At 71.4% G+C, this 15,768-nt stretch carries 15 protein-coding genes; 6 read left to right on the forward strand and 9 right to left on the reverse strand.

Annotated features, from left to right (window positions below):
- Window positions 1–63: 63 nt before the first annotated feature.
- On the forward strand, window positions 64–714 hold the full coding sequence (locus ACIA8L_RS05195) for a TetR/AcrR family transcriptional regulator (RefSeq protein WP_395900576.1): 651 nt from the start codon (window positions 64–66) through the stop codon (window positions 712–714).
- Here the strand turns inward: ACIA8L_RS05195 and ACIA8L_RS05200 are convergent.
- Window positions 653–1,375, reverse strand: a complete 723-nt coding sequence (locus ACIA8L_RS05200; protein WP_395900578.1) for a MerR family transcriptional regulator — start codon at window positions 1,373–1,375, stop codon at window positions 653–655. The two genes, ACIA8L_RS05195 and ACIA8L_RS05200, sit on opposite strands and share 62 nt — an antisense overlap.
- Complete coding sequence (locus ACIA8L_RS05205; RefSeq protein WP_395900580.1) at window positions 1,372–1,659, reverse strand: DUF4287 domain-containing protein; 288 nt, start codon at window positions 1,657–1,659, stop codon at window positions 1,372–1,374. The genes ACIA8L_RS05200 and ACIA8L_RS05205 overlap by 4 nt, the downstream gene beginning before the upstream one ends.
- 112 nt (window positions 1,660–1,771) lie before the next feature.
- Here ACIA8L_RS05205 and ACIA8L_RS05210 point away from each other — a divergent pair, with 112 nt between their 5' ends.
- Complete coding sequence (locus ACIA8L_RS05210) at window positions 1,772–2,032, forward strand: hypothetical protein (protein WP_395900582.1); 261 nt, start codon at window positions 1,772–1,774, stop codon at window positions 2,030–2,032.
- A 119-nt stretch (window positions 2,033–2,151) separates the two neighbouring features.
- On the opposite strand, the gene ACIA8L_RS05215 is transcribed toward ACIA8L_RS05210, so the two are convergent.
- From ACIA8L_RS05215 to ACIA8L_RS05230, 4 genes are all read right to left on the reverse strand, one after another.
- Window positions 2,152–2,796 (reverse strand): response regulator, encoded by a 645-nt coding sequence (locus ACIA8L_RS05215; protein ID WP_395900584.1) that lies wholly within the window; start codon window positions 2,794–2,796, stop codon window positions 2,152–2,154.
- Window positions 2,793–4,058, reverse strand: coding sequence for a histidine kinase (locus ACIA8L_RS05220; RefSeq protein WP_395900586.1), 1,266 nt, complete (start codon window positions 4,056–4,058; stop codon window positions 2,793–2,795). The genes ACIA8L_RS05215 and ACIA8L_RS05220 overlap by 4 nt, the downstream gene beginning before the upstream one ends.
- A gap of 539 nt (window positions 4,059–4,597) precedes the next feature.
- Entirely contained in the window at window positions 4,598–5,164 is a 567-nt protein-coding gene (locus tag ACIA8L_RS05225; RefSeq protein WP_395900588.1) for a hypothetical protein, read from the reverse strand.
- Between the two features lie 158 nt (window positions 5,165–5,322).
- The gene (locus ACIA8L_RS05230) at window positions 5,323–6,339 is read right to left on the reverse strand and encodes a cobalamin biosynthesis protein (RefSeq protein WP_395900590.1); all 1,017 of its coding nucleotides are present in this window, start codon (window positions 6,337–6,339) and stop codon (window positions 5,323–5,325) included.
- Between the two features lie 128 nt (window positions 6,340–6,467).
- Here ACIA8L_RS05230 and ACIA8L_RS05235 point away from each other — a divergent pair, with 128 nt between their 5' ends.
- The 4 genes from ACIA8L_RS05235 to ACIA8L_RS05250 all read left to right on the forward strand — a co-directional run bounded on the left by ACIA8L_RS05235 (window position 6,468) and on the right by ACIA8L_RS05250 (window position 11,690).
- Window positions 6,468–8,006 (forward strand): cobyric acid synthase, encoded by a 1,539-nt coding sequence (locus ACIA8L_RS05235; RefSeq protein WP_395900592.1) that lies wholly within the window; start codon window positions 6,468–6,470, stop codon window positions 8,004–8,006.
- Window positions 8,003–8,686: a uridine kinase gene (locus tag ACIA8L_RS05240; RefSeq protein ID WP_395900594.1), complete on the forward strand. Its 684-nt coding sequence runs from the start codon at window positions 8,003–8,005 to the stop codon at window positions 8,684–8,686. Before ACIA8L_RS05235 ends, ACIA8L_RS05240 begins: the two co-directional genes overlap by 4 nt.
- Window positions 8,676–9,758 (forward strand): M48 family metallopeptidase, encoded by a 1,083-nt coding sequence (locus tag ACIA8L_RS05245; protein ID WP_395900596.1) that lies wholly within the window; start codon window positions 8,676–8,678, stop codon window positions 9,756–9,758. The genes ACIA8L_RS05240 and ACIA8L_RS05245 overlap by 11 nt, the downstream gene beginning before the upstream one ends.
- A 576-nt stretch (window positions 9,759–10,334) precedes the next feature.
- A complete protein-coding gene (locus ACIA8L_RS05250; RefSeq protein ID WP_395900598.1) occupies window positions 10,335–11,690 on the forward strand; it encodes a dipeptidase in 1,356 nt (451 codons plus the stop codon).
- Window positions 11,691–12,361: 671 nt separating this feature from the next.
- Here the strand turns inward: ACIA8L_RS05250 and ACIA8L_RS05255 are convergent.
- Genes ACIA8L_RS05255 through ACIA8L_RS05265 form a run of 3 tightly spaced genes read right to left on the reverse strand, consistent with a single transcriptional unit; the run spans window position 12,362 to window position 15,620 of the window.
- Window positions 12,362–12,814, reverse strand: a complete 453-nt coding sequence (locus ACIA8L_RS05255; protein ID WP_395900600.1) for a response regulator — start codon at window positions 12,812–12,814, stop codon at window positions 12,362–12,364.
- Complete coding sequence (locus tag ACIA8L_RS05260; protein WP_395900602.1) at window positions 12,811–14,385, reverse strand: ATP-binding protein; 1,575 nt, start codon at window positions 14,383–14,385, stop codon at window positions 12,811–12,813. The genes ACIA8L_RS05255 and ACIA8L_RS05260 overlap by 4 nt, the downstream gene beginning before the upstream one ends.
- Complete coding sequence (locus ACIA8L_RS05265; RefSeq protein WP_395901736.1) at window positions 14,382–15,620, reverse strand: PP2C family protein-serine/threonine phosphatase; 1,239 nt, start codon at window positions 15,618–15,620, stop codon at window positions 14,382–14,384. The genes ACIA8L_RS05260 and ACIA8L_RS05265 overlap by 4 nt, the downstream gene beginning before the upstream one ends.
- Window positions 15,621–15,768: the final 148 nt, after the last annotated feature.

A 15,768-nucleotide genomic window follows, 5' to 3' on the forward strand; every position in this document is an offset into this window, starting at 1 on the left:
GAAGGTCTCCTCGGTAATTTCGATACAGACTTACTGTATTGAAAGTATCGTAGGATGGGGCCGGTGGAGGACGGGCGTCGGACGTACGACAATGCCGGCCGCCGGGAGCAGGCTCGGCGCCGGCGCGCGGCGATCCTGGAGGCGTGCCGTGCGGTGCTCGAGCGCGACGGCTACGCGGAGCTGACGATCCGGGCCGTGGCCGCGGCCGCCGGGGTCTCCCAGGAGACGATCTACAAGGTATATGGCAACAAGCGGGCGCTGGTGAAGGCGCTCTACGACGTCACGCTGGCCGGCGACGACGAGCCGGTGGCGCTGGGGCAGCGGCCCGAGATGCGGCGGCTGCTGCTGGAGCCCGACCCCGGCCGCAAGATCGCCACCTACGCACACCTCGCGCGGCGGGTGTCGGAGCGGGTCGGGGCCATCGCCGCGCAGCTGGACGCCGAGCTGACGGCCGAGACGGACCGCGAGCGGCTCATCGGCACGACCCGATTCGTGGGACACCTGGCCGAGGGTGGCCATCTGCGGCCCGGGCTGGACGCGGTGCAGGCCGCCGACGCGTGCTGGCTGTTACTTTCGCCGCAGGTGTACCGCCTCGCGACCTCCGGTCGCGGATGGAGCGCGGACGATTACGAAGCGTGGCTGGCCCGGATGCTCACAGCCGCGCTGCTGCCTGCCGGGTCAGCTCCGTCAGGCGGGTCCAGCCCGGCGAGTTGAGGCCGGCCGCCGCGGCGACCAGGCGGGCGATCGCCGGGTCGAGCGCGGTCGGCGGCTCCGGGCGATTGTGCAGCCAGGCCGCCGTGCGCTCGGCCAAGGCGGGCAGCCGCGGGTCGTCGGGTGGCCATACGTAGGCGGCGTCATACTCGACGTAGATGGCCCGGAACTCCGGATCGGCGAACGAGTCCAGCTTGTCGGCCAGCCACTTACGCGCCTCGTCGGGCTCCACGGACTGCAGCAGGATCCAGACGTCCCGCTCCATGTGTACTGTCCGTGCGCTGACGCCCAATTCCAGTAACGACTCCAGGAGCCCGGCGGCCGCTTCGGACACGAACAGGCGGTCACCGGAGCCGAGTCGCCCAATCCGCTCCCGCGCCTGCTGGATCTCCTCCTGCTTGCGCCGCAGGCTATGATCGATCTCGGCGAGGGCGGCGCTGAGCTCGACCGGATCGGCTGCGAGGAGCTCCTGGATGCGGGCGAGCGGTACACCCGCCTCGGCCAGCGTCCGGATCTTCACCAGCTCGATCGCGTGCTCGGCGCCGTAGCGGCGATAGCCGGAGGAGTCGCGCTCGGGCTCCTCCAGCAGGCCGCGCTCGTGATAGTGGCGCACCGCCTTGATCGTGACCCCGGCGTAGGCGGCGAGCTGCCCGATGGTGATCAACTTCTGGCGGCCCGGCCTTCCAGATCGAGGGTGTCCGACTCGTCGCGGTGCGCTCCGCCGGTGCCGACGTGCTTGGCGGAGATCTTCGCACCTTGCTTGATCACATGGACGAGCGCCATCGCGTGCCCCCGCCCGACGCCGTAGTCCTCCTTGAGCCACTCGACGACCGCGCCCGCCTTGACCTGCGGCCCTTCGAACCCGCGGGCGGCCGCCTCGGCGAGCAGCGCCCGGGGGGTCAGGCCGGTCTTGGTCTCGAGCGCGTCGATGTATGCCTGGAACGACATGGCAGTACCCCTTCATCCGTGGTTCGTCTTGGTCCTTCACCCATGCGTCGAGGACGGGTCCGGCGTTTCGACAAACACCCGCGAAGAATTTTCCGACCGTACTGTTGGCAGCATGGACGAGCGCCGCCTGGACGACACCCGCAATGCGATCGGCGTGCTCACGCTGCTGTTCCAGGCCCCGCATGACGGGGCGACGCGCAGCGGGTATCTCCAGCAGATGATCGGCGACGAGGATGCCATCGCGGACGTCGGGCGCGCCTTCACCGGCATGACGAACCTGGCCGCCCTGATCCTGCTCGACCACTCCCGCCGGACGGGCGAGCCGGTGGCCGACATCCTCCGCCGCGTGGCCACGACTCTCGCGTCTTCGTAGGCTCTGGCGCTGTTCTTTGGGGTTCTGGGGCCTCCTGGGTTGTGGGGCCTTTGGGTTCTGGCGCTTCGGTTCTGGCGTTTTGGTTCTGGCGCTTCGGTTCTGGTGTTGTTGGGTTTCTGTCAGGGGATCGTCAGCCCGGCGCGGATCGCCATGACGGCCAGCTGGGCCCGGTCGCGGGCGTTGACCTTGAGCATCGCCCGGCCGACGTGGGTCCGCACCGTGGCCGGGCTGACCGCCAGCTCGGCCGCGATCTCCTCGTTGGAGCGCCCGGTCGCCACCCAGGCCGCGACCTCCCGCTCCCGCTCGGTGAGCTGATCCATCCGCGGCACCGGCTCCCGGCTGCGTCCGAACCGTGCGATCACCCGCCGGGTCACCGACGGCGACAGCAACGCCTCACCCCGCGCCACCACCCGGATCGCCCGGATCAGCTCGGCCGGGTCGGCGTCCTTGAGTAGGAACCCGGCCGCGCCCGCCTGCAGCGCCGCGAACACGTTCTCGTCGCTCTCGAAGGTCGTGACCACCACGACCCGGGTGCCGACGCCCGGATCGAGCCCGCGCAGCACTCCCAGCCCGTCCACCTCGGGCATCCGCAGATCGACGAGCGCGACATCGGGCCGGGCCGCCCGGATCAACTCCAGCGCCGCCGCCCCGTCCGCGGCCTCCCCGACCAGTTCGAGGTCGGCTTCCCGCGCGATGAGCAGCCGCAGCCCGCCGCGAATGAGCGCCTCATCATCGACGACGACCACCCGGATCGGCCCACTCACCGCGGAATCCTCGCGTGCACCGCGAACCCGTCGTCATCCCGCACCTCGAACACCCCGCCGGCGCCCTCGACCCGTTCCCGCATCCCCGCGATCCCCCGCCCGCCGGTGCGTACCTCCCGCGGGGCGGCGCCGTTGCTGACCAGCACCGCGACGTCCGCTCCCGCTTCCCGGACCGACACGATCGCGTCGGCGTCCGGCGAGTGCTTGACCACGTTGGTGAGCGCCTCCCGGACCACCTCGAACGCGACCCGCCGCTGCCGTTCGGTGGCACCGGAAAGCCCGTCGTACTCCAATGTGACCGCCACCCCTGCGGCCTGAGCCTGCTCGACGAGCTTCTCAATGTCCCCGCCGCTGTGCATGGATTTCGCACCGTGTACGGGTTCCGTGCTGTGTATGGGTTTCGCGCTGTGTGTGGGTGCTGTGCCGCGTATGGGTTCTGTGCTGCCTGGGTGCTTCGCGTCGTCTCCTGGCCGTGCGTCGTCTCCTGGCCGTGCGTCGTCTTTGGGCCTTACGCCGTCTCTGGGTTTCGCGTCGGCTCTGGGTTTCGCGCCGTCGATATCCGCTGGTATGTCGATGTTCTCGATGACGGCCCGCAGCTCATCAAGCGCCGCGCGGCTGGTGTCCCGGATGGCGGTGAGCGCCTCCCGGGCCTGCTCCGGCTGCTCATCCAGCAGGACAAGCGCGACTCCGGCCTGCATGGCGACGACGGCGAACCCGTGCCCGGCGACGTCGTGCACTTCCCGCGAGACCCGGACCCGCTCCTCGAGCAGCGCCAGCCGAACAATCTCCCGCCGCTCCCGCTCGAGCGCCAGCCGCCGGACGTAGACCAGCGCCCCGAGCGACCAGGGCACCGCGAGCCACCAGGCACCCCAGAGCACCAGCCCGAAGGCCAGCAGATCGAGGTGCCCGCCGAGCCGCGGCAACACGGCCAGGGAGCTGACGACCGCCCCGATGCCGAGCGCGATGCCGGATTCCCGGAGCGGATTGCGCCGCGCGTACTCGAACATCGCCCACACGACGGTCAACAGCACCGGCCCGAAGGGGTACCCGAGCAGGAGGTACAACGAACTGACGCCAACGGCCACGACCAGCGGCACCAGCGGCCGCGCCCGCCGCCACCCAAGCGAAAGCGCCGCGACCCCCATGAGCCCGTACCCGCCCACGTCCAGGGCCCGCGGAGCCTCCTGCATCAGCCCCGCCCGCCACCCGCCAACGGTGACGCCAACCGCGAACAGCCCTGCCAGCAGCCAATCCCGCCGCACGCCTCGAATCCTAACCGCCATGTCGGACCCCGCCTCACGATCGCCGCAGCCGCAGCCGCAGCCGCAGCCGCAGCCGCAGCCGCAGCCGCGGTGGAGCCGGAGCTGGAGTCGCGGCCGAGCCCGCAGCCGGAGTCGCACTGCACCCGCAGCCGGAGCCGGAGTCGGAGCCCACGATCGTCGGCTTCAGGTGGACGGCGTACACCCCACTCGGCTGGCTCAGGGATGCAAGCCATGTGCGATATGCCATTTTCGTGCGGTGTGCAGCGTTGGCCCCTCGACGCTGTGTCTTTGTGTGTGGGCGGCGTTGTCCTCGTGTGCGGCCGTTTTGTGCGTGGGCGGCGGCGGCTCGTGTGCGGCCATTTCGTGCGGTGTGCAGCGTTGGTCCGTTGGCGCCCGTGCCTTGTGCTTGGGCGGCGGAGGCTTCGTGCGGGGCCACTTTGTGCGGGGTGGAGCGTTGGTCCGTCAGCGCCCGTGTCTTGTGCGCGGGCGGCGGCGGGGCCTGCGCGCGGCGACCGCTTGGGGGCTGGGGTGGGCGGTGGTCAGAACAGGGCGGTGTCGGAGAACGCGGTTTCGGGGGTGCGGGACTGGTTGGGCGCGTATGTCTCCCAGATGCCCCGGCGTCGCACGAGGAGCTTGCGCGACAGGAGGTGCCGGTCGCCGGCGAAGAACACGCGGTCCACGGCCCGGCGGACCTTCGCCAGGCCCGGCGGCGACTGGGAGCCCGTGACGATGACGACGTCGCGGGCCGGTACGCCGACGACGAGCTCGCCGGGGACGGACCGTTCGAGGCTGGCCCACAGGCCTTCGGCGAGCAGGAGGCTGGACGCGATGCCCTCGAAGTTGAGCATGAGCGCCGGTGGCTGACCGTGGACGCCGACGGCACCGAGGCGCGCGTCGAGGTTGTGCGCGGCCTGGCGGCGGAGCATGCGGCGGGGAAGCTCCATGCGTTGCAGGTCGGCCCACGTGACGAGACGCTGGCCGAACGGTGGGCCGTAACTGTAGCCGACTCCCAGGCCGCCCATGAACTCATCGAGCACGGGCGAATGCACATCGTCGCGACGGAACTCGCGAAGCGACGTGAGGACGGGGAGGAGCACGAGCTGCACGAGTGGAAACTAAGACTCTGACTGATGTGAGACAAGCTCTTGTTTTTGCGCCATCTGCTTGCTAGAAGCACATCTCCCGCGCTGCTTCCCAGCCGCAGCCACTTATATGTGTCCATATTCACCTCCGTCCCCGGCTCTCCGTATCCGAATCGTGTCCTTCAGTCGTCGCCTCGGCCGTCGGGCCTGCTCGCTCCGCTTGTGGGTTTTCGGCGACGGCGACGGCGGCGGCGGGCGGTGGCCAGGCGGGTCAGGGTGGCCAGGGCGACTGCGGCGGTGCCCACGGCGACGGTGAGGGTGGCGGCTCGGCGTACGTCGGCCGGGGTCGGCGGTGCGCCGTCGCCCAGGTGGGGGCGTTCCTCGACGCGGGTGCCGTAGACGTTGCGGCCGCCGAGGCGCACGCCCAGGGCGCCGGCTGCCGCTGACTCGCACTGGCCCGAGTTGGGGCTCGGGTGGTGGGAGCCGTCGCGCCACCAGACGCGCAGGGCCTCGGACGGGCGGCCTCCGATCAGTGGCGCGGCCGCTACTGTGAGGACTGCGGTCAGGCGAGCTGGGATCAGGTTGGCCGCGTCGTCGAGGCGGGCACTGGCTGTACCAAAGCGGGCATATCGGTTTGAACGGTGACCCACCATGGCATCGAGTGTGTTCACGGCTCGGTATCCGATAAGGCCGGGGACTCCGGCGACCGCGGCCCAGAAGAGCGGGGCGACGACGGCGTCGGACGTGTTTTCGGCCAGGGACTCGACCGTGGCCCGGGCCAGCTCCGGGGGGTCGAGGGCGGATGGGTCGCGGCCGCACAGGTTGGGTAACTGGGCGCGGGCGGCCGGCAGGTCACCCGCGGACAGACGGGCGGCCATGACGCGGCCCTCGCGGGCCAGGCTGGTGCCGCCCAAGGCCGACCAGGTCGCCGCGGCCATCAGGGCCGTCCTGGCCAGCGGGCGGTCTCGGGTCGCGCGGGTGGCGGCCAGTGCGGCCAGCACCGGTGCGCCGACCGCCACGGCTGTGAAGCGGGCGCCGGCGGGCCGGTTGTCCGCGTAGAGGCGGCGCTCGAGGGTGCCGGCGAAGCGGCCGAAGCCCGCAACCGGATGCCATCGGCGGGGGTCGCCGAAGAGCGCGTCGAGGAGCGCGCCGAGGGCGATGCCGATCGCGTCGGAGCGGGCGCCTGCCAAGAATTTCATGCCGCGAACGTACCGGGGGGCTCTGACAAGTTTTGGGTCGGTCGCGCTGATGTGACGCTTCGAATTTCTTTGACTACCGATTGTGGTCGGGCGGCTTTTTTGTCGGACCGGCGGGCCAGAATGGCGGCGTGGAACGCAAAGGTGGTCTGCTCGTCGCGGGAACGACGTCGGATGCGGGCAAGAGTCTGCTGACGGCGGGGATCTGCCGATGGCTGCATCGGCAGGGGGTCAACGTGGCTCCGTTCAAGGCACAGAACATGTCGAACAACTCGGCGGTGGCGATCGAGCCGGACGGCACCGGCGGTGAGATCGGGCGGGCGCAGGCATTGCAGGCGGTCGCGTGCGGGCTGGCGCCGAGCGTCCGGTTCAATCCCGTGCTGCTCAAGCCCGGCTCGGATCGGCGCAGCCAGGTCATCGTGCTCGGGCAGGCGGTCGGGCACATCGGCGCCGCCAACTACGCGGAGATCAAGGACCGGCTGCGGGGGACGGTGCTGGAGACGCTCGCGGACCTGCGCCGGCGGCACGACGTGGTGATCTGCGAGGGGGCGGGCAGCCCGGCGGAGATCAACCTGCGGGCGATGGACCTGGCCAACATGGGGCTGGCGCGGGCGGCCGACCTGCCCGTGATCGTGGTCGGGGACATCGACCGGGGCGGGGTGTTCGCGGCGCTGTTCGGGACGGTCGCGCTGCTCGACGCCGAGGATCAGGCGCTGGTCAGCGGGTTCGTCATCAACAAGTTCCGCGGCGATGCGGGGCTGCTGCGGCCGGGGGTGGAGCAGTTGACCGAGCTCACGGGGCGGCCGACGTTCGGGGTGGTGCCGTGGTCCTATGACCTGTGGCTCGACGCCGAGGACTCGCTCGCGTATGACGGGCGGGTGCTGGGGCGGCCCGGGCCGGCCCGGGGGAGTCAGTGGCTGCGGGTGGCGGTCGTGCGGCTGCCCCGGCTGTCCAACGCGACGGACGCGGAGGCGCTGGCGTGCGAGCCTGGAGTGCAGGTGCGGCTGACGGTGGAGGCCGCCGACCTGGCCGACGTCGACCTGGTCGTCGTGCCGGGCAGCAAGTCCACTGTGGACGATCTGGCCTGGCTGCGGGAGCGCGGGCTGGCCGACGCGATCGTGCGGCACGCCAAGTCCGGGCGGCCGGTGCTGGGGATCTGCGGCGGGTTCCAGATGCTGGCCGAGCGCATCGACGACGACGTGGAGAGCCGGCGCGGCAGTGTGGCCGGGCTCGGGCTGCTGCCCGTCGACATCGCGTTCGCCGAGCGGAAGACCCTGGCGCTGCCGCGGGGGACGGCGTTCGACGGGGTGCCGGTGCGGGGGTACGAGATCCATCATGGGCAGGTCACCCGGAGTGCGGAGCGGCCGCTGATCCGGCTGCCGGACGGCACCGGCGAGGGGGCGGTCGCCGGGAATGTGTTCGGCACGCACTGGCACGGGGCGTTCGAGTCGGACGAGTTCCGGCGGGTGTTCCTGACCGAGGCGGCGCGGCTGGCCGGGCGGTCCGGGTTCACGGTCGCGCCGGACATATCGTTCGCGGCGCTGCGCGAGCGGACCGTCGACGTGCTGGGCGATCTGGTCGAGGAGCACCTGGACACGGCGGCGCTGCGGCGGTTGATCGAGGACGGGGCACCGGACGGGCTGCCGACGATCACGGTGGGGGTTCGATGAGCAGGGGGACATACCGGGAACTGGCCGCGACGGTGCTGGAGCGGCCGGCCCGGCTGGGAGCGGTACGGCTCGTCGGCGTCGACGGGCGGGCCGGGTCCGGGAAGACCACGTTCGCCGGGCGGCTGGCCCGCGAGCTGGGGCGGACCCGGCGGGTGACCGTCCTGCACACCGATGACCTGCTCGACGGGTGGGCGAAGCTGCTCGCCTGGCAGCCGCGGATGCGTGAGTGGGTCTTCGAGCCGTTGCGCCGGGGCGGCGCGGGGGCTTATCGGCGGTACGACTGGGAGGCGCAGCGGCTCGTCGACGAGTGGACGCCGGTCGAGCCGCCCGACTTTCTCGTGGTCGAGGGGGTCGGGAGCGCGTCGGCGGCGGTGCGGGCTGACCTGACCCTCGGGGTGCTGGTCACGGCGCCGCGGGAGCTGCGGCTGCGGCGAGGGCTGGAGCGCGACGGTGAGGCGTTGCGGGGCGAGTGGGAGCGGTGGATGGCCGGCGAGGACGGGCATTTCGCCGAGGACCGCACTGCCGAATTCGTCGATGTGCTGGTCGACGCGGCGCCGGTGGAGGCACATGACGCGGAGATTGAGTACATCATCGGCCCGGGCGGGTTGTCGGCCCGCGCAACACTGGGGGACGATCCGATGAGTGGGCCGGACGGGGAGGAGCAGAGCGATGAGCACTGACGAGGCACAGAACAGCAATCCTCCGGCACGGCGGCGGGTGGTGCTGACCGGCATCAGCTCGCGGGCCTGGGAGCACCCGGCCGACCGGGGTGCCCTGGTCGCGCTGCGGGAGCTGCGCGGGTTCGACGACGTGCTCAAGTCGCTCCACGCGCTGTGGAACGAGCGGGCGTGGCGGCTGCAGTTCCTGGGCAATGCGATCCGGGTCGACCACCGGCAGTATCCGCGCGTGCACCGGCTGCTCGCCGAGGCGGCCGCCTCGCTGGACGTGGCCGAGCTGCCGGAGCTGTTCGTGCAGCAGGACCGGTCCATCAACGGCATGTGCATCGGCATGTCGAAGCCGTTCATCGTGGTCAACTCCGGTTCGGTGGAGCTGCTCGACGACGACGAGCTGCGCTGCATGCTCGGGCACGAGCTCGGGCATCTGATCAGCGGGCACGCGGTGTATCGGACGATGGTCCTGATCCTCACGGACTGGGCGATCCGGCTGGCCTGGCTGCCCGTCGGCTCGATGGTCCTGCGCGCGATCGTCGCGGCCCTCATGGAGTGGTGGCGCAAGGCCGAGCTGTCCGCCGACCGCGCGGGCCTGCTCGCCTGCCAGGACCCGGCCGCGTCGCTGCGGCTGGCGATGAAGCTGGCCGGCGGCGGCGACCTGTCCGAGGTCGACACGACGGCGTTCCTGGAGCAGGCGGCCGAGTTCGACCGGGCCGGCGACCTCCGCGACAGCCTGATCAAGATCCGCATGGTGACCGCTCGGTCCCACCCGATGCCGGTCGCGCGGGCTGCGGAGGTGCGGGCGTGGATCGACAGCGGGGAGTACGCGCGGATTCTGTCCGGCGAGTACCCGCGGCGGGACGACGACGGCAACGCCTCGGTGACCGACGAGATCAAGGCGGCCGCGGCGTCGTATCGGGAGGCGTTCAGCCGGTCGCAGGACCCGCTGGTGTCGCTGCTGCGGAAGCTGGGCGACGGGGCGGCGGACGTCGGCGGCTGGGTCGGGGCGGGTGCGGGCCGGATGCGGGGCTGGATGCGCGGGGACAGCTCGGACGGGGGGAACGGGCGGGCGGAGGCCTAGACGCTTCGAGGGACGGGCGTAGGCCTCGACGCTTCGACGGGCGGGCGGGCGGAAGCCTGAACGCTTCGGCGGTCGGCGGTCGGCGGTCGGCGTTGGGCGTTGGGCGTTGGTCGTTGGGCGGTCCGCGTTAGGCGTTGGGCGTTCCGGCGGGGAATTGTCGCGCCGGAACGCTCGGATTCTTGGCGGGCGTGTGGCCGGCTGCTTCGGGCTGGGCGGCGGCCGAGTGCTGGGTGCTGAGTGCGGCGCGGTGCGGCGCGGCGGTGGGTCTGCGGGTGGCGGGGTGCTGTGGGCTGGCGGTGGTCGGGTGCTGGGTGGTGAGTGCGGCGCGGCGCGGCGGTTGGTCTGCGGGTGGCGGGGTGCTGTGGGCTGGCGGCGGTCGGGTGCTGGGTGGTGAGTGCTCCGCGGCGTGGCGGTGGGTCTGCGGGAGCGGGTGCCTTGGGCTGGGGCAGCGGCCGGGTGTTGAGTGTTGAGTGCTTTGCGGCGCGGCGGTGGGCGCTGGGGGTGGTTGATGGCGGTGTCCTCGGTGGGAATGGGGCACCGGCGGCGGGGGAGGGCGGTGCGCAGTAAGTTCTGGCTATGACAGTGCGAAGTGAGGAAGAGCTCCGTGCCGCGATCCGGCGGGAGATGCCTGGGGTCCGTGCCGATCTCGAAGCGCTGGTCCGGATTCCCGGGATCGCGTTCGCCGGGTTCGACCACAGCCACGTCGAGCGGTCCGCTGACGCTGTCGCGGAGCTGCTCCGGGGCGCCGGGCTGCCGGACGTGCGGATCGTGCGCAAAGGTGGGCAGCCGGCGGTCATCGGGCGCAAGCCGGCGCCGGCGGGGGCGCCCACCGTGCTGTTGTACGCGCACCACGACGTCCAGCCCGTCGGGGATCTGTCGCAGTGGCGCAGCGACCCGTTCGAGCCCGTCGAGCGGGACGGGCGGCTCTACGCGCGGGGTGTGGCCGACGACAAGGCCGGCGTGATGGCGCACGTCGCCGCGCTGCGCGCCTTCGGGGACGACCTGCCCGTCGGGGTGGTGGTGTTCATCGAGGGTGAAGAGGAGTACGGGTCGGAGTCGCTGGAGGACCTGCTCCGGGAGTACCGCGACGACATCGCCGCCGACGTCATCGTCATCGCCGACTCCGGCAACTGGGACATCGGGCAACCGGCCCTGACCACCGGCCTGCGGGGGATCGTCAACGGGTTCGTCGAGGTGCGGGTGCTCGAGAACGCCGTACACAGCGGGCAGTTCGGCGGGGCCGTGCCCGACGCGTTGATCAGCCTGTCGCGGCTCATCGCCAGCCTCCACGACGACAACGGCGACGTGGCCGTCGAAGGGCTGCTGAGCACGCCCTCCGCGCCGCTCGACTACCCCCTCGAGCGGTTCCGGGAAGAGGCCGGCATGCTCGACGGGGTCGAGTTCATCGGGTCCGGGCGGCTGGTCGAGCGGCTCTGGACCCGGCCCTCGATCTCCATCCTCGGGATCGACGCGCCCGCCACCGCCGGCGCGCCCAACGCACTCATCCCGCGGGCCAAGGCGAAGTTCAGCGTGCGGATCGCGCCCGGGGACTCGGCGCAGCGGGTGTACGAGGCGGTCACCGACCACCTGCAACGGCACGCGCCGTGGGGGGCGCAGGTGACCATTGAGCTCGAGCAGCTGGGTGAGCCGTGCACGATCGACGCCACCGGGCCGGCGTACGACGCGGCGCGGGCCGCGTTCACGGCCGCCTGGGACGGGGCCGAGCCGGTCGACATGGGAATAGGGGGTTCGATCCCCTTCATCGCGACGTTCCAGGAGATGTTCCCGAAGGCCGCCATCCTCGTGACCGGTGTCGAGGACCCGGAAACGATCGCGCACGGGCCGAACGAAAGCCTGCACCTGGCCGAGTTCGAGCGGGTTTGTATTGCCGAGGCGCTGCTGCTGTCGAAGGTCTCGCAAATCGCGGCGTGACGCTCAAGCTGACCTTTTGAAGGTCTGACCCGGCCGGTGCGCATACCGCTCGCCGGCCGGGACAAGTATGCATAAGAAACCGGTAGGAGAGCACGAAATGCGTGTATCCCCCGTCGGGGTATAAATCCGATTTGTCGGGCTAGCGGAGCGCCCGACAAATCGAAGCTGGCTCGCGTGCGCGGCTGGCTCGCGTGCGCGGCTGGCTCGCGTGCGCGGCTGGCTCGCGTGCGCGGCTGGCTCGCGTGCGCGGCTGGCTCGCGTGCGCGGCTGGCCCGCGTGTACGGCTGGCTCGCGTGCGCGGCTGGCCCGCGTGTACGGCTGGCCCGCGTGCGCGGCTGGCCCGCGTGTACGGCTGGCCCGCGTGTACGGCTGGCCCACGTGTACGGCTGGCCCACGTGTCGGCTGGCCCGCGAGCGCGAACACGATCGGCCCGGATCCGCGTGGGAAGCGCCCGACATATCGAAGCTGGCCTAGAGGCACCATCTGGCCGAGGAGCACAAAAACGATTGGCCTGATCGGCGGGCAAGTGTCCGCCGCGCAAGGCGAGCCGATCGCGGGCGAGCAACGGAATCAGCGCAGGTCACCACCTGTGGCCCGGCGCGGTGGGCGGAGATCATGAGGGGGTGTGGGTGGAGACGTGTCTCCCCCTCAGGCTTCTGGAAAGTACAGTTTCAGCTGCGCGGGGGGAGCTTCACGACGGAGACGAAGAATTCGTCGATTTGGCGTACCACGGCGATGAAGCTGTCGAAGTCGACCGGCTTCGTGACGTAGGCGTTGGCGTGCAGGGAGTAGCTGCGCAGGATGTCCTCGTCGGCCTGGGAGGTGGTCAGGACTACGACCGGGATTCGGCGTAGGTCCTGGTCCTCTTTGATCACGCCTAGCACCTCGCGGCCGTCCACGCGGGGGAGGTTGAGGTCCAGCAGGATCAGGTCGGGGCGGGGGGCGTCGGCGTACTTGCCCTCGCGGCGCAGGTAGGCCAGGGCCTCCTCGCCGTCCTGCACGACGTTGAGCTTGTTGCGGACCTTGTGCTCCTCGAACGCCTCCTGCGTCATGAGTACGTCGCCCGGGTCGTCCTCGACCAGCAGTACCTCGATCGGCAGGGACGACTCCATGGGGGCGGTCATGCGGCGGGCTCCTCAGCAAGGGCGGGAACGGGGGCGGGCACAGGCAGCGTGAACCGGAACAGCGTACCTTCGCGATGGTCCGGATCGATCCAGATGCGGCCGCCGTGATACTCGACGATCTTCTTCGCGATCGCCAGGCCAATGCCCGTACCCGGATACGTCTCTTTGGCATGCAGACGCTGGAAGATCACGAAGACCTTGTCGGCGAACTCGGGCTCGATGCCGATGCCGTTGTCCTCCACGGTGATCTCGAACTCGGTGTCGTCCAGTGGCTTGCTGTCGATCACGATCCGGGGCGGGACACCCGGGCGGCGGAACTTGATCGCGTTGCCGATCAGGTTGCTGAACAGGGCGCCGAGCAGGGGCTCCTCGCCGCGTACGGCCGGGAGGTCGGTGAAGATGATCTCGGCCTCGGTGGCCTCGCGCTGGGCGTCGAACTGGCCCGACGCGTCGAGGACGACCTTGTTGAGGTCGACCTCGGTGAAGCCGTTCGTCAGCCGGCCGATGCGGGAGAACGCGAGCAGGTCGTTGATCAGCCGCTGCATCCGCTGGGCGCCGTCGACCGCGAAGCCGATGTACTGGTCGGCGCGCTCGTCGAGCTGGCCCGAGTATCGCCGCTGCAGCAGCTGGCAGAAGCTCGCCACCTTGCGCAGCGGCTCCTGCAGGTCGTGGCTGGCGACGTAGGCGAACTGCTCGAGGTCGCGGTTGGACCGGGTCAGCTCGGCCGCCTGCTGCTCCAGCATCCGGTTGGCCTCCTCGACCAGCCGCCGCGCTTCCTGCACGTCGGTGAGGTCGGCGTTGATCCGCCGGCGCATGGCGTCGACGTCGCCGGCCAGTTCCGCCAGTTCCGGGGGTCCAGAGCTGCGGATTTGGTACTCGTAGTCGCCGCCCGCCACCCGCCTGACCTCTTTGGCCAGGTCCGTGACGGGGCGGGTGATGAGCCGCCGGAGCAGCAACGCCAGCACCACGCCGGCCACCACGACCACGACGGCGGCGAAGATGAGCAGCAGGACCAGCAGGTTGCCGGAGGTGCGGACCTGCCCGGTGACCTCGTCACGGCGCCGCTCGAGCTGCCCCGACAGCGCGTTGATCCGCCCGGCCGCCTCGTTGTAGACGGCCCGCGACTGGTCGGTCGGCGCGGCGGTGTCCTGGTTCACCCCTTCGGTGCGGGTCCGGTTGATCAGCGGTTCGGTGATTTCGCGGCGGTACCGTGCGGTGGCGGCGGCGATGTCGTCGACGGCGGCGAGCAGCCGGGTCTCGCCCGTGAGCTGTCCGCGCGTCGCGGTGAGGATCGCGGCCTCCTGCGCCTGCCCGTCGCGGTAGCTGTCGAGGTCGGAGTCCTTGCCGGTGAGCAGGTAGGTACGGACGCTGGACTGCTGGCGCAGCAGCTGCGAGTAGAGCCGCTCGGCGTTGACCAGGGCCGGCGTCAGGCGGTCCATCACCTGCTCGGTCTCGCTGCGGTTGGCGGCGGCGGTCCCGGTGGCGCCGATCGCGATCACGACGAGCAGGCCGGCGACGACCGCGCACAGCGAGGTGATGCGCCGCCAGAGCGACCAGCCGGACGGGTTCATGCGGTCCTCGATGAGTTCGGCGAAGAGGAGGGGGTCAGGACGAGTACGGCGATGTCGTCGGAGACCGGGCCGCCGTTGTGTGCCTCGGCCTGCAGGGCGAGCCAGCCGGGCAGGTCGCGGGGCTCGGCCCGCAGCGGGGTCTCGAGCACCCGGCACAGGCCCTCGACGCCGAGGCGGTCGCTGGGGTCGGCGTCGGGACCGGCCATGCCCTCGATCAGGCCGTCGGTGTACATGAGCAGGGACCACTGCCCGGGCGGGCCCAGCGGCACCTCGGCGGCCGGGCGCGGCATGCCCAGGATCACGCCCAGGACCAGGCCCGGGTCGACGTTGCACGGTGCCGCCCGGTCGCCCGACAGCAGGATCGGCGGCGGGTGGCCGGCCAGCCGGATGCGGGCCGTGTTGGCGTCGAAGTCGACGGTGGCCACGGCCACGGTCGCGAACAGCTCGTCGGTGCGCCGCTCGGCCACCAGGACCTGCTCCAGCGAGTCGAGGACCTGGTCCTCGGGCACGCCCGCCAGGACCAGGGCCCGCCAGGCGACCCGCAGCGCGACACCGAGCGGGGCCTCGTCGACCCCGTGCCCGCAGACGTCGCCGATGAGCAGGTGCAGCCGCCGGCCGCCGTCGACCCCGATCGCGTCGAAGAAGTCGCCGCCGAGCAGCGCCCGGTCGCGGCCCGGCCGGTAGATGTTGAACAGCTCGGCCGGCACGTCGCGCATCAGCGGCTGGGGGAGCAGCCCGCGCTCGAGGCGGGACGACTCGGCCTGGCGCAGCTCGGACTCGCGCAGGAGCCGGGCCTGCTCGTCGGCCCGCTTGCGCTCGACCGCGTAGCGCACCGCCCGGGTCAGCCCGGCCCCGTCGACCGAGCCCTTGACCAGGTAGTCCTGCGCGCCCTCGGCGACGGCGGCGGTGCCGAGATGCTCGTCCTCGAGCCCGGTGAGCACGCAGACGGCGGCGCCCGACACGTGCTGGAGCACCTGGCGCAGCCCGTCCAGGCCGCTCGCGTCGGGCAGCCCGAGGTCGAGCAGGATGCAGTGCACGTCGCGGAAGCGGGGCCGGGCCTCGCGCATGGTCTGCGCGATCTCCACGTCGAACGGCGCTGCGGCCTCCGCGAGCAGCTCACGGACCAGGAACGCGTCGCCCGGGTCGTCCTCGACCAGCAGCACGCGGATTCGCTCACCGGCGAACGGCCCGATACGCCGGCCCCGGAGATCCACGGTCGTGCTGACGTCGGCCATGCTCACCGCCGCCCGGAAGGGTCAGCTATTTGCCGCGCGGCACACATGAGGCTGATCCTCCCCTACGTCGCGGCTGGCTGCATGTGCGGGTGAAGTCTCTCAGGCCCGCCCGGGTGAACGCACGCACCGGTCGCTCCCGGGTGACCCC

It is taken from the genome of Dactylosporangium sp. NPDC051541 (genome assembly GCF_044454505.1).
GTDB lineage: Bacteria > Actinomycetota > Actinomycetes > Mycobacteriales > Micromonosporaceae > Dactylosporangium.